The following is a 13,234-nucleotide window of genomic DNA, read 5'->3' on the forward strand; positions in this document are numbered from 1 at the left end:
GGCCAGTGGCGGGTGGACGGCAACCGCGAGCACCGCCGCTCCGTTGCGATGATTCGCGACGCGCGGTGGCGTGGCAGCCGGGCAGGGACGAGTCATCCCGCCACGTTCTTCATCGCCGCGACCGTGCTCGGTGCGGCGGCGACCGGCGAAATCAGGCGAACTTGATCTCCAGGCCGATGCCGAGAATGGCGATCAGCCAGATGACGCCCGTGAAGATGGTGACGCGGTCGAGATTCTTCTCCACGACGGTGGACCCGGACAGACTGGACTGCACGCCGCCGCCGAACAGGCTGGACAGACCTCCACCCTTGGCGCGGTGCAGCAGCACCAGCAGCACCAGCAGCACGCTGGTGATGATCAGGAGGATATCCAGGAACATCCGCATGCCGGACAGTGTATGCGGTCGGTGCGATCGCACCGAATCAGGCACTCGGCCGGAACCGGCATCAGCGCCGGTCCACCGCGACCAGGTGGGTGACCTGGTCGCCCTCAGCGGCGCCGAACTTCGCGACGGCCTCTTCCCGCAGCTGATCCTGCGCGGTGAGCCGGACCTGATGCTGGTGCATGTGCTCGGCCCACGACCGTACGACGAACGCCTCGACGAAGCGGTCGACCACCCCGACGTCGCGATACAGACGCCATTCCATCGCGCCGGTGCGCTGCCGGGACCGGCCGACGAAGGCCATGGCGGCGAGGAACTCCTCGACGTCCTCCGGCGGCACGTCGTAGCTGCGCAGGATCAACACCGGACCGTCGTCGGGATCGGGCACGACCGCCAGTTCGGGTTCCGGCCAGAACGCCGAGGGTGTCAGGTCGAGCACCTCGGGGTCGTTCCGGATGGGCAACCACACCGTGCTCACCGCGCAGAACGCCAGCAGCACCGCCGCCCACAGCAGCGCGGGCACCGAGCCGATCGCGTCGGCGACCAGACCCCAGACCAGCGAACCGATCGCCTGCCCGCCCATGAACACCAGCAGGTACACCGACAGCCCACGCGCCCGCACCCAGGCGGGCAGCAGCAGTTGCATGGTCGAGTTCATCGTGGACATCGCCAGCAGCCAGGCCAGCCCCGCGAACACCAGCAGCACCAGCACCACCGGCAGCACGCGCAGCAGCGCGGTGCCGGCCGTCGCCGCCCCGAACAGGATCGCGGCGATGGTGAGCCGCTGTGTCGGGGTCAGCCACGCCCGCAGCCGGGACAGCGCCGCCGCGCCGAGCACCGCGCCGACGCCGAGGGCGCCGAGCATCAACCCGTAGCCCGACGACGACAGCCCGAGCCGGTCGCGCGCGATCACCGGCAGCAGCGCCCACACCGCGCTCGCGGGCGCGATGAACAGGATCGAGCGCAGCAGCACCCGGCGGATCGCGGGCGCCGCGCGGATGAACCGCGTGCCTGCCTGCAACGCCGCCAGGGGCCGCTCGGTGGGCAGGCGCCGGTCGGTCGCCGGCCGGCGCCAGACCGTGAGTACCGCGACGATTCCGACGAACGACACCGCGTTCAGCGCGAACACCAGCGTCGGCCCGGACAGCGAGACCAGCGCACCCGCCAGCGCGGGTCCCACCGCCCTGCCGATGTTGATGTTCATGCTGCCCAGCGCGGACGCCGCCGGGATCTGCTCGCGCGAGACCAGTTCGGGCTGTATCGCCTGCCAGGCCGGCGCGGTCAACGCCTGGCCGCAACCGAGCAGGAACAACAAGGTGAGCAGCACCGCGGGCGTGGTGTGGCCCGTCGCCGTCGACACGGCGAGCAGCAGGGCCAGCACCGCCATCGTGGACTGGGCGCCGAGCAACAGCCTGCGCCGGTCCACCAGGTCGGCGATCACCCCGGATGGGATGGCCAGCAGCATCACCGGAAGCGTGATGGCGGTTTGCACGAACGACACCAGCGCCGCCGCGTTGGGCTGGTCGACCATGATCCATTGCGCGCCGACGGTCTGCATCCAGGTGCCGAGATTCGACACCAGCTGCGCTATCCACAGCGCGCGGTACACCGGTGCCCGCAGCGGCGCCCAAGTGGAAATCGGGGTCGTCGCGGCAGTTGTCACGCGCCGAAGCTTAGTCGCGGCGACGACGCCGCCCCGACGCCGCGTCCGGACCCTGGTCCGCCGTACCCGCCGCCGTTGCGGCCAGCAGCAACGCCACGATCAGCAACGCGGCCCCGGCCAGCCCCGGCGTGGTGAGGCGTTCGCCCAGGACCACCGCCGCCAGCACCGCACCCGTGAGCGGTTCGAGCAGAGCCAGCACCGCGGCGATGCCAGCGCGCCTCGGACAGCCCGCGGAAGTACAGGGTGTAGGCGACCGCCGTGGGCGCGAGCCCCAGCAACAGAACGAGCGCGAGACCGGCGGGCGTCGGGTCGAACGTCAGCCCGCCCAGTGCCGCGAGCGGAACGAGCAGCACCGCGCCGCCGGTGAACCCGAGCCCCGTGGTGGTCATCGCGTCCAGCCCGGGCACCGGCGCCGCGTTGAGTACGGTGACCGTCGCGAACGCCACCGCGGCCACCGCCGCCAGCGCCGCGCCCAACAGCAACGCCCCCGCACCGGCACGACCGCTCGGCGCGACCAGCAACGCCAGCCCGCCCAGGGCGATGCCGATCGTCACCGCACGGCGGCGGTCCACCGCATGCCTGCCGGTGACATGCTCCAACCCCGCGACGACCACCGGCGACATGCCGATCGTGATCAGCGTCGCGAGGCCGACCGTAGACGCCGCGACAGCGCCGAAGTAGGCGGCCTGGAAGATCGCGGCGAGGACCGCGACCGCGCCGATCCGGCGCCAAGCCAACGGATCCCGCGGCCACGGCCGCCGCGTGCCCGCGAGCAGGACCACCAGTAGCAGCCCACCGACGGCGAGGCGGCAGGTGGCCACCGAGACGGGCGGCAAACCGGTGGCCCGATGGACCAGCGTGCCGAGCAGGCCGCCGGTACCCCAGAGAAGTCCGGCGCCGACGAGATGGACCACCCCGGAACGGGCGGCGGAGGACACAGATGAGGACATGAAAGATCGCGCTCCTGCGACGAAAGGGATCGGGGTCGCGGAAGCGAGGTGCGCGGCGATGCCGAAAGAGCGCGCCCACCACACGGTGGCGCGCTGGATACCTACACCTCGCTCAGGAGGCGGGCGGCGGGGTGATAGGGAAGCATCGGTGCACGGCACAGATCGTAATACGCCGCGGGGCGAGTCATCCCATGAGTCCGGGATCCGGCGCGGTACAGGGCCGGCGGCAGGCCGATGATGCCGGTGCGCACTCCGCGCGGCAGGCCGTCGTCGGTAGCATCGCCGCATGGCGGCACTCTTCGCGCGATCAGCACCGCTCGTCCTGGTCGCCCTCTGCGCGATCGCGGCGTGCTCGAGGGGAGAGCCGGATCGCGCCGGGGGCGAGCCGACCCCGGTGGGCCGCACCTTTCTCTCCACGGACGTCGAAGGCACCCCGATTCCCGGCGGCGGCCCGTTGACTATCAGCTTCACCGACGACCGGGTGGCGGCCGACGCGGGGTGCAACAAGTTCACCGGCGCGGTCTCCCTGGACGATCAGGTTCTGCACGTTTCCGGCTTGGCCACCACCTTGATGGCCTGCGAGGACGAACGGAGCGGCGCCGACGAGTGGCTCAGCGGCCTGCTGAATTCCAAGCCCACCTGGCGGCTGGAGGGCGCACGGCTCACCCTGCGCAGTCCCGACCGCACGGTGACCTTGCTCGACAAGAAGGTCGCCCGGCCGGACAAACCGGTCAAGGGCACAGCCTGGTTGGTCACCGCGCTCATCACCGACAACAGCAGCATCCGCTCGCGCGCCCTCGACGAGGCGCAGCCGACGCTCACCATCGCCGAGGACGACAGCGTCTCCGGCAGCACCGGATGCAATCGCCTCACCGGCACCGCCGAAGTGTCCGGCACGCAGGTCACCTTCCGGATCGCCACCACGAAGATGCTGTGCTCGCCGGAGGTGATGGAGGTAGAGCAGTCCGTCCTGAAGGCCTTGGACGGCAAGACCACCGCCACGGTGGACGCCGAGACGCTGACCCTGCGCAACGACAACGGCGCGGGCTTGGTCCTGCACGCGCAGTGAGCGCGCTCGTTACTTCTTCCTGGTGAGCACGACGCGGTCGGCGATCCGCTCCGCTTCGCCGGGCGGCGCGAAATAGATCTCCATGACCACCCGGTCGGCCGATTCCAGCCGGATCAGCGTGCGCATCGGGATGTTCTTCCCGACGAACTGTGGGCCGAGCACCCCCGGATCGGTGAATTCCCCGGCCATGACGATGTCGACATCGCCGCCGCTACCTTTCGCGCCCTTGTAACTCATCGTCATGGGCGTGACGCTGTCGACGGTGGTCCACTCGTAACGGTTGTCGGTCGGTCCGAAACCGAGGAGTCCCAGCCGGTAGTACGCACTGCTGCCGTGGATGTCCTCGGCTTCTTCGCGCAGGAAATTGTTGCCGGTCTCGGCGATCCATTCCCAGCGTGAGACGATCTCCCGCTTGGTGGGGTTCTCCGCCGTGCCGCCGGCGACGAAGGTCGACTTGTCGCCCTGCCACTCTCCGACGAGTTGATCGAGCCTGCGATGTCCTGCGTCCCGCTGCTCCGGCCGCACCGGGATGGCGGTGCTCGATGCCACGTCGTGGTGCTCGTGATCGTCGGACGCGTCTGCGGAACAGCCGACGAGAGTGGCCAGCGCGAGCAGCGCTACCGGAAGTGCCAGGGCCAGCTTGCGAACAGTCACGGAAATCCTTGCCGGGCTATGGGATCGAGCTCCGACATCATGGCACGAGCGGCACACGTCCGGGGTCCGCGATCGCTCTCGGCGTAAACGGCACAGCCCGGTATCGCGCGCAGCGATACCGGGCTGTCGGCTGTCGTGCCTGCTCAGGGCAGGGGGCCGCCCGCAGCGATCGCGGAGAGGGTGGCGAATTCGTCACCCTTGAGCGAAGCGCCGCCGACCAAGGCGCCGTCGATGTCGCTCTGCGCGACCAGTTCTCCGACGTTCTTGGCGTTCACCGAACCGCCGTAGAGCACGCGGACGCCCGCCGCGACCTCCGGTCCGGCCAGCTTCTCCAGCTCCCCACGGATCGCGCCGCAGACCTCTTGCGCGTCGGCGGGGGTGGCGACCTTGCCGGTACCGATCGCCCACACCGGCTCATAGGCGATGACGATCTTCGAGATCTCCTCCGGCGTCAGGCCTTTCAGCGATCCCCGCAGTTGCTCGAGGTTGTACTCGACGTGCGTGCCCGCCTCGCGGATGTTCAAGCCCTCGCCGATGCACACGATCGGAGTGATCCCGTGCTTCAACGCCTGCTTGGCCTTGGCCAGCACGGTGGCGTCGTCCTCGTTGTGGTACTGGCGCCGCTCCGAGTGCCCGACCACGACGAAGGTGCAGCCCAGCTTGGCGAGCATGCTCGCGCTGATCTCACCGGTGTAGGCGCCCGACTCGTGCACCGAGACGTCTTGGCCGCCGAAGGTGAGCAGGAGTTTGTCCCCTTCGACCAGCGTCTGCACGCTGCGGATGTCGGTGAACGGCGGGATCACCGCCACGTCCACCTTGTCGAAGTACTTCTCCGGCAGGGCGAACGCGATCTTCTGCACCAGAGCGATGGCCTCGAGGTGGTTGAGGTTCATCTTCCAGTTGCCCGCGATGAGCGGTTTGCGTGCCATGGTCAGCCCTCCAACACCGCGATGCCGGGGAGTTCCTTGCCCTCCAGGTACTCCAGCGACGCGCCGCCGCCGGTGGAGATGTGCGAGAAACCGTCCTCCGGCAGGCCGAGCGCCCGCACGGCCGCGGCCGAGTCGCCGCCACCGACCACGGTGAACGCGCCCTTGCCGGTGGCGGTCACAATCGCCTCGGCCATCCCGCGGGTGCCCGCCGCGAACTTCTCGAACTCGAACACGCCCATCGGCCCGTTCCAGAAGACGGTCCGCGCCTCGGTCAGCAACGCCGAGAAGCGGTCCACCGAGTCCGGTCCGATGTCCAGGCCGAGCCAGCCGTCCGGGATCTCGTGCGCGGGAACGACTTTCGACTCCGCGTCGGCGGCGAACTTGTCGGCCACCACGATGTCACGCGGCAGGTGGATGACGTCGGCATACTGCTCGAGCAGCTGCTTGCAGGTGTCGACCATCTCCTCCTGCAGCAACGAGGCGCCCACCGAAAGGCCCTGTGCGGCAAGGAAGGTGAAGCACATGCCACCGCCGATCACCAGCGTGTCGACCTTCGGGGCGAGCGCTTCGATGACCGCCAGCTTGTCGGAGACCTTGGACCCGCCGAGCACGACCGCGTACGGCCGATCCGGGTTCTCGGTCAGCTTGGCCAGCACCTCGACCTCGGCCGCGACCAACGTGCCCGCGTAGTGCGGCAGCTGCTCGGCGACGTCGTACACCGACGCCTGCTTGCGATGCACCACGCCGAAGCCGTCGGAGACGAACGCGCCGTCGTCGCCGACCAGCTCGACCAGCGCCGCGGCCAGCTTGGCCCGGTCGGCGTCGTCCTTGCTGGTCTCGCGCGGGTCGAACCGGATGTTCTCCAGCAGCAGCACGTCGCCGTCGGTGAGGCCCTCCGACCGCGCGAGCGCGTCCTGGCCCACCACGTCACCGGCGAGCTGGACGTTGCGGCCCAGTTCCTCGGCGAGTCTGGCAGCCACCGGCGCCAGCGACAGCTTCGGGTCCGGCCCGCCCTTCGGCCTGCCGAGGTGCGCGGTCACGACGACCTTGGCGCCCGCCTCGGCGAGCGCCTTGATGGTCGGCGCCGACGCGACGATGCGGCCGGGGTCGGTGATCTGTCCGTTGTCGTCGAGGGGGACGTTCAGGTCCGAGCGCACCAGTACGCCCCGGCCCTCCACACCCTCGCCGAGCAGATCCGCGAGTGTCTTGACAGCCATGCGCGTCAGAGCGACTTGCCGACGAGGCCGATGAGATCGGCGAGACGGTTGGAGTAACCCCACTCGTTGTCGTACCAGGACACGACCTTGACCTGGTCGTCGATCACCTTGGTCAGCGGAGCGTCGTAGATCGACGAGGCCGGGTCGGTGACGATATCGCTGGAGACGATCGGATCGGTGTTGTACTTGAGGATGCCCTTCAGCGGGCCCTCGGCGGCGGCCTGGTAGGCGGCGTTGATCTCCTCGATGGAGGCCGACTTGCGCAGGGTCGCGGTCAGGTCGGTGACCGAACCGGTCGGGACCGGGACGCGCAGCGCGTAGCCGTCCAGCTTGCCCTGCAGCTCGGGCAGCACCAGGCCGATGGCCTTCGCGGCGCCCGTGCCGGTGGGCACGATGTTCAGCGCGGCGGCGCGGGCGCGGCGCAGGTCGCTGTGCGGGCCGTCCTGCAGGTTCTGGTCCTGGGTGTAGGCGTGGATGGTGGTCATCAGGCCACGCTCGATGCCGAACTCGTCGTTGAGCACCTTGGCCAGCGGGCCGAGGCAGTTGGTGGTGCACGAGGCGTTGGAGATGATGTTCTGGCTGCCGTCGTACTTGTCGTCGTTGACGCCCATGACGATGGTGATGTCCTCACCCTTGGCCGGGGCGGAGATGATCACCTTCTTCGCGCCTGCGGCGAGGTGCCCCTTGGCCTTGGTGGCGTCGGTGAAGATGCCGGTGGACTCGACGACCACGTCGACGCCCAGGTCGCCCCACGGCAGCGCGGCGGGGCCCTCCTTGATGGCCAGCGCCTTGATCCGCTGGTCGCCCACCACGATGGTGTCGTCGCCGTCGAGCGAGACGTCCTGGGGCAGCCGGCCGAGGATCGAGTCGTACTTGAGCAGAGTGGCGAGGGTCGCGTTGTCGGTGAGGTCGTTGACCGCGACGATCTCGATGTCGGTGGTGCCGAGCGCCTTCTGCGCCTCCACCGCCCGGAAGAAGTTACGTCCGATACGACCGAAGCCGTTGATGCCTACCCGGACAGTCACGTTATCGCTCCTCAACTTTCCAGCGGATCATTCCGATGTCCACTCACACTAACGCCCTGCCGTGACCTCGCCGACACGCACCTGGCATTCGCGCGGGCGGGATGCCTGGTCAGACGCCCGACCAACAGGAATTCCGGCCGCCGGAACGCCACGATCCCCGCGACCATCCGGCCGCGGGGATCGTGGCGAGCGCGCAGACGCGGATCAGGCTTCGTCGAGCAGTTCGGCCGTCACGGCCGACTCGGTGTCCGGCACGCCCAGTTCCTTGGCACGCCGGTCGGCCATCGACAGCAGCCGCCGGATGCGACCGGCGACGGCGTCTTTCGTCATCGGCGGGTCGGCGAGCTGACCGAGTTCCTCCAGCGACGCCTGGCGGTGCTGCACGCGCAGCTTGCCCGCGGCGGCGAGATGGTCGGGCACGTCGTCGCTGAGGATCTCCAGCGCGCGTTCCACCCGGGCCGCCGCGGCCACCGCGGCCCGCGCGGAGCGGCGCAGGTTGGCGTCGTCGAAGTTGGCCAGGCGATTCGCCGTCGCGCGCACTTCGCGGCGCAGCCTGCGTTCTTCCCACACCATGCGGGTGCCGTGCGCGCCCATCCTGGTCAGCAACGCACCGATCGCCTCACCGTCGCGCACCACCACACGGTCGGTGCCGCGCACTTCGCGCGCCTTGGCGGTGATGCCGAGCCGCCGGGCCGCGCCGACCAGCGCCAGCGCCGCCTCGGGTCCGGGGCAGCTGACCTCGAGCGCCGAGGAACGTCCGGGTTCGGTGAGCGAGCCGTGGGCGAGAAACGCCCCGCGCCAAGCGGCTTCGGCGTCGGCGATGCTGCCGCCGACCACCTGCGCGGGCAGGCCGCGCACCGGACGGCCGCGCACATCGAGCAGGCCGGTCTGCCGGGCCAGCGCCTCCCCCTCCTTGGAGACGCGCACGACGTACCGGGAGGTCTTGCGCAGTCCGCCCGCGCCGAGCACGTGCACGTCGGACCCGTAGCCGTAGAGCTCGAAGATCTCCCGGCGCAGCCTGCGCGCGATGGACCCCATGTCCACCTCGGCCTCGACGATCACCCGGCCGCCGACGATGTGCAGGCCGCCCGCGAAACGCAGCAGTGCGGACAGTTCCGCCTTGCGGGAACTCACCTGCGACACCGTGAGCCTGCTCAGCTCGTCTTTCACATCGGCTGTCATCGCCACGGGACGCGCTCCTTTCCACCCAACCCGGAACGCACATCCTGACCCATGTGCCGTCCCTCGACTCGAAGCCCTGCCATTTGCGGCCGAGGTTGCCGGATCAGTTGATCCAGTGCGGCGGCAAGCTTTCCGGGGTGATGCCGGTCCGTTCCCGCTTCGGCGACATCGGAGAAGGTTACTCGTGCCCGCAACTGTTCGGCAGCCCTGGCCACATGTTCCCGCTCGCGGCCCTCCGGTACCGAGCCGGAGTCGACCAGCACCTCGTCGACGACGAATTCCGGTGCGTGCTGGGACAATACATGCAAATGCCGCTCCGCGGAGAACCCCGCGGTCTCCCCCGGCTCCGCGGCGAGGTTGAGCACCAGGACTTTCCGTGCCCTGGTGTACACCAGGGCCTCCCGTAGCTCCGGGACGAGGACGTGCGGGATCACGCTGGTGAACCACGATCCCGGGCCGAGCACCACGACGTCCGCGTGTTCGATCGCCGAGGTCGCCTCCGGACTGGCCGGTGGATCGGACGGAATCAGCCGCACTCGCCGCACCTTACCCGGCGTCGTCGCGATGGCAACTTGACCGCGAATGCAGCGGCTCACCCGTGGATCCGCTTCCAATCCGGACACGTCCGCCTCGATGTCCAGCGCGATCGGCGACATGGGCAGCACCCGTCCGGTGATGCGCAACATGCGGGCGACCTCGTCGAGCGCGGCGACCGGGTCACCGAGCACTTCGGTGAGTCCGGCCAGGATCAGGTTGCCGACGGAGTGCCCGGCCAATGCGCCGGTGCCGCCGAACCGATGCTGGACCGTCTGTGTCCAGACGCCGTCGGCGTCCGCCGCCAGGGCCGCCAGCGCCATCCGTAGATCCCCGGGCGGCAGCACCCCCAGCTCGGCGCGCAGCCGGCCCGATGAGCCCCCGTCGTCGGCGACGGTGACCACCGCGCAGATCTTCCTGGTCAGCCGCCGCACCGCGGTCAGCGTCGCGTACAAACCGTGTCCGCCACCCAGCGCGACGATGCTGGGGTTCGATTCCCAACCGGTCATTCGCGCCCCAGGTCTCGATGCACTACCCGGACCACATCCGCGGAGTCCTCCGGTCCGCCGGTGACCTCGCTCATCAACTCGCCCAGCGCCTCGGCAATCGCGACGCTCCGGTGCTTGCCTCCGGTGCAGCCCACTGCGACCGTCATGTATCGCTTCCCCTCTTGGCGGTAACCGTTCGTGGTCAGCTCGACCAGGTGGTGGCAGGTACGCAGGTAATCGTCCGCGCCGGGACGCGACAGCACGTACTCGCTGACCACCGTCTCCTGACCGGTGTGTTCCCGCAATTCCGGTATCCAATGTGGATTGGGTAGAAAACGCACATCCAACACCATGTCCGCGTCCAGCGGAACTCCGTACTTGAAGCCGAACGACTGCACGGTGAGCTGCAATGCGCTGGGCGCGCCGCCGCCGTAGGCCTCCTCCATCTTGCGGTGCAGCTGATGGATGGACAGTTCGGTGGTGTCGATCACCAGGTCGGCGGCCGCCTTGACGGCGGACAGGCGCACCCGCTCGGCGGCGATGCCGGCCGACAACGTGCCGTCCTTGCTCTCGCTCTGCAGCGGATGCCTGCGCCGCGCGAAGCCGAAACGCCGGATCAGCACGTCGTCGGAGGCCTCCAGGAACAGCACCCTGGTGCGCACGCCCAGGGTCCGCAACTGCTCGGTGACCACCGACAGATCGCCGGTGAAGAACCGGCTGCGCACGTCCATGACCAGCGCGAGACGGCGGATCGGCGGCTTCGCCGAAGCCCCGAGCTCCACCATCCGCCCGAATAGCTCCGGGGGCAGGTTGTCGGCCACGTACCAGCCGAGGTCCTCGAGCACGCGGGCGGCGGTGCCTCGGCCCGCGCCCGAGAGCCCGGTCACGATCACGACCTCGACCTGCGGTTTCGCCCCGCCGACGGTGCCGGACGAGGCCACTCGTCCCGCGCTCGTCGGCGGGTTGCCCGCACTGCTGTTCGATTCGACGCGTGTCATGTCCTACCGGATCCGTCTCTGGGGTGCCTTCCGATCATCGCGCACCGGCTTCGGTATCGGCCGCAGACACAACGTACGCGAAACCGAATCTTCCGGTGCACTGTCGACTGACTATTCGGACTCGAGCGCCGCAAGGACCGCTTTCGCGGTCGCCACACCGATCCCGGGCACCTCGGTGATCTCCTCGACCGTGGCCTGCTTCAGCTTGGCGACCGACCCGAAATGGGTGACCAGCGCGGTCCGGCGCGCCGTGCCGAGCCCAGGCACCGAGTCCAGCGCCGAGGCGGTCATCCGACGCGAGCGCTTGCTGCGGTGGAAGGTGATGGCGAAGCGATGGGCCTCGTCGCGGACCCGTTGCAGCAGGTACAGCGCCTCGCTGGTGCGCGGGAGAATCACCGGGTCACTCTCCCCGGGCACCCACACCTCTTCGAGCCGTTTGGCCAGGCCGACCACCGCCACGTCGGTGATGCCCAGCTCGTCGAGTACCTCGGCGGCCGCCGCGACCTGGGGCGCGCCGCCGTCGACGACGAACAAGTTTGGCGGGTAGGAGAATTTGCGCGGGCGCCCGGTGCGGGGATCGATGCCCGGCCTGGAGGTCAGGTCGAGCGCCTCCTCGTCGCTTCCGGTCGCGGCGAGGTCCTCGTGCTCCATCATGTCGCGCTCGCGGCGCAGTTTGAGGAACCGGCGGCGGGTCACCTCGGCGATGCTGCCGACGTCGTCGGAGCGGCCCTCGCCGGCCGCCTCCCGGATCGTGTAGTGGCGGTACTCCGACTTGCGGGCCAGACCGTCCTCGAAGACCACCAGCGAGGCCACCACGTCGGTTCCCTGCACGTGGCTGACGTCGACGCACTCGATGCGCAGCGGCGCGGTGTCGAGCTCCAAAGCGTCCTGGATCTCTTGTAGCGCTTGCGATCTCGATGTCAGATCGCCGGCCCGCTTGAGCTTGTGCTGGGCCAGCGCCTCCATCGCGTTGCGCTGCACGGTCTCGGCGAGCGCCTTCTTGTCCCCGCGCTGGGGCACCCGCACCTTCACCGCCGAGCCGCGCAAGCCCGACAGCCACTGCTGGAGCTGCTCGATGTCGGCGGGCAGCTCCGGTACGAGCACTTCGCGCGGCACCACGGTGGCGGACAGGTCGTCGGCGGACTGCTCGGCCACCGCGACCTGCTCGCCGTAGAACTGGGTGAGGAACTGCTCGACCAGCGCGGCGAGCTCACCGCCCGCCTGCGGCACGTCGACCGCGTCGCCCGACTTGTCGACCACCCAGCCGCGCTGGCCGCGCACCCGGCCGTCGCGCACGTGGAAGACCTGCACCGCCGCCTCCAGCTCGTCGGTGGCGAAGGCGATGACGTCGGCGTCGGTGCCCGTGCCGAGCACCACCGCCTGCTTCTCCAGGGCCCGGCGCAGCGCCTGGACATCGTCGCGCAGCCGGGCGGCGGCTTCGAAGTCCAGGTCTTCCGCGGCCTCGTGCATGCGGCGCTCCAGCTCCCGGACCAAGCGGTCGGTGCGACCGGCGAGGAAGTCGCAGAAGTCCTCGACGATCGCGCGGTGCTCCTCGGCGCTCACCCGCCCGACGCACGGCGCCGAGCACTTGTCGATGTAGCCGAGCAGACAGGGACGCCCGATCTGGTGGTGCCGCCGGAAGACGCCGTTGGAGCAGGTGCGCGCGGGGAACACCCGCAGCAGCAGATCGAGCGTCTCGCGGATGGCCCAGGCGTGCGCGAACGGGCCGAAGTAACGGACGCCTTTGCGCCGCGCGCCGCGGTAGACGAACAGCCGCGGGTATTCCTCGTTCAGGGTGACCGCGAGCACCGGGTAGGACTTGTCGTCGCGATAGCGGACGTTGAAGCGAGGATCGAATTCCTTGATCCAGTTGTATTCCAGCTGCAGCGCCTCCACTTCGGTGGAGACGACCGTCCATTCGACGCTCGCGGCCGTGGTGACCATCTGCCTGGTGCGCGGATGCAGGCCGGCGACGTCGGCGAAGTACGAGTTCAGTCTGCTGCGCAGGCTCTTGGCCTTGCCGACGTAGATGACCTGCCGATGGGCGTCCCGGAATTTGTAGACACCGGGTTCGACGGGGATCGTGCCCGGCGCGGGCCGGTACGTCGCTGGATCTGCCACCCATCCAGCGTATAGACCGCGA

The 13,234-nt window shown here is 69.5% G+C and carries 12 protein-coding genes; 1 reads left to right on the plus strand and 11 read right to left on the minus strand.

Going from position 1 to position 13,234, the window contains the following annotated elements:
* Positions 1-151: 151 nt before the first annotated feature.
* The 3 genes from secG to GVY64_RS00685 all read right to left on the minus strand — a co-directional run bounded on the left by secG (position 152) and on the right by GVY64_RS00685 (position 2,995).
* A complete protein-coding gene (gene secG, locus GVY64_RS00675; RefSeq protein WP_039798855.1) occupies positions 152-385 on the minus strand; it encodes a preprotein translocase subunit SecG in 234 nt (77 codons plus the stop codon).
* Positions 386-446: 61 nt separating this feature from the next.
* The gene (locus tag GVY64_RS00680) at positions 447-2,045 is read right to left on the minus strand and encodes an MFS transporter (protein ID WP_159837666.1); all 1,599 of its coding nucleotides are present in this window, start codon (positions 2,043-2,045) and stop codon (positions 447-449) included.
* Positions 2,042-2,995 (minus strand): EamA family transporter, encoded by a 954-nt coding sequence (locus GVY64_RS00685; protein ID WP_236566516.1) that lies wholly within the window; start codon positions 2,993-2,995, stop codon positions 2,042-2,044. The genes GVY64_RS00680 and GVY64_RS00685 overlap by 4 nt, the downstream gene beginning before the upstream one ends.
* Before the next feature lie 286 nt (positions 2,996-3,281).
* On the opposite strand from GVY64_RS00685, the gene GVY64_RS00690 reads away from it, so the two are divergent.
* Complete coding sequence (locus tag GVY64_RS00690) at positions 3,282-4,064, plus strand: META domain-containing protein (RefSeq protein ID WP_159837668.1); 783 nt, start codon at positions 3,282-3,284, stop codon at positions 4,062-4,064.
* A gap of 9 nt (positions 4,065-4,073) precedes the next feature.
* Here the strand turns inward: GVY64_RS00690 and GVY64_RS00695 are convergent, their stop codons facing one another.
* The 8 genes from GVY64_RS00695 to uvrC all read right to left on the minus strand — a co-directional run bounded on the left by GVY64_RS00695 (position 4,074) and on the right by uvrC (position 13,212).
* Positions 4,074-4,718, minus strand: coding sequence for a DUF1579 family protein (locus GVY64_RS00695; protein WP_159837670.1), 645 nt, complete (start codon positions 4,716-4,718; stop codon positions 4,074-4,076).
* Between the two features lie 143 nt (positions 4,719-4,861).
* Positions 4,862-5,647, minus strand: coding sequence for a triose-phosphate isomerase (tpiA, locus tag GVY64_RS00700; RefSeq protein WP_159837672.1), 786 nt, complete (start codon positions 5,645-5,647; stop codon positions 4,862-4,864).
* A gap of 2 nt (positions 5,648-5,649) precedes the next feature.
* Positions 5,650-6,864 carry a phosphoglycerate kinase gene (locus GVY64_RS00705; protein ID WP_159837674.1) on the minus strand — a complete coding sequence of 405 codons (1,215 nt, stop codon included), beginning with the start codon at positions 6,862-6,864 and terminating at the stop codon, positions 5,650-5,652.
* Between the two features lie 5 nt (positions 6,865-6,869).
* Positions 6,870-7,889 carry a type I glyceraldehyde-3-phosphate dehydrogenase gene (gene gap / locus GVY64_RS00710; RefSeq protein ID WP_159837676.1) on the minus strand — a complete coding sequence of 340 codons (1,020 nt, stop codon included), beginning with the start codon at positions 7,887-7,889 and terminating at the stop codon, positions 6,870-6,872.
* 204 nt (positions 7,890-8,093) lie between these two features.
* A complete protein-coding gene (whiA, locus tag GVY64_RS00715; RefSeq protein WP_159837678.1) occupies positions 8,094-9,077 on the minus strand; it encodes a DNA-binding protein WhiA in 984 nt (327 codons plus the stop codon).
* A complete protein-coding gene (locus GVY64_RS00720; protein ID WP_043693713.1) occupies positions 9,068-10,114 on the minus strand; it encodes a gluconeogenesis factor YvcK family protein in 1,047 nt (348 codons plus the stop codon). Before GVY64_RS00720 ends, whiA begins: the two co-directional genes overlap by 10 nt.
* Positions 10,111-11,091, minus strand: coding sequence for an RNase adapter RapZ (gene rapZ, locus GVY64_RS00725; RefSeq protein ID WP_159837680.1), 981 nt, complete (start codon positions 11,089-11,091; stop codon positions 10,111-10,113). The genes GVY64_RS00720 and rapZ overlap by 4 nt, the downstream gene beginning before the upstream one ends.
* 111 nt (positions 11,092-11,202) lie before the next feature.
* On the minus strand, positions 11,203-13,212 hold the full coding sequence (gene uvrC, locus GVY64_RS00730) for an excinuclease ABC subunit UvrC (RefSeq protein WP_159837682.1): 2,010 nt from the start codon (positions 13,210-13,212) through the stop codon (positions 11,203-11,205).
* Positions 13,213-13,234 lie beyond the last annotated feature (22 nt).

It is taken from the genome of Nocardia sp. CY41, from assembly GCF_009829325.1.
Taxonomy (GTDB): Bacteria; Actinomycetota; Actinomycetes; order Mycobacteriales; family Mycobacteriaceae; genus Nocardia.

Bases quoted from the DNA above. Each gene is read 5' to 3' on its own strand.
- GVY64_RS00705 (WP_159837674.1), bottom strand. From the start codon at position 6,864: ATGGCTGTCAAGACACTCGCGGATCTGCTCGGCGAGGGTGTGGAGGGC.
- secG (WP_039798855.1), bottom strand. From the start codon at position 385: ATGCGGATGTTCCTGGATATCCTCCTGATCATCACCAGCGTGCTGCTG.
- rapZ (WP_159837680.1), bottom strand. From the start codon at position 11,091: ATGACACGCGTCGAATCGAACAGCAGTGCGGGCAACCCGCCGACGAGC.
- GVY64_RS00720 (WP_043693713.1), bottom strand. From the start codon at position 10,114: ATGACCGGTTGGGAATCGAACCCCAGCATCGTCGCGCTGGGTGGCGGA.
- GVY64_RS00685 (WP_236566516.1), bottom strand. From the start codon at position 2,995: ATGTCCTCATCTGTGTCCTCCGCCGCCCGTTCCGGGGTGGTCCATCTC.
- tpiA (WP_159837672.1), bottom strand. From the start codon at position 5,647: ATGGCACGCAAACCGCTCATCGCGGGCAACTGGAAGATGAACCTCAAC.
- GVY64_RS00690 (WP_159837668.1), top strand. From the start codon at position 3,282: ATGGCGGCACTCTTCGCGCGATCAGCACCGCTCGTCCTGGTCGCCCTC.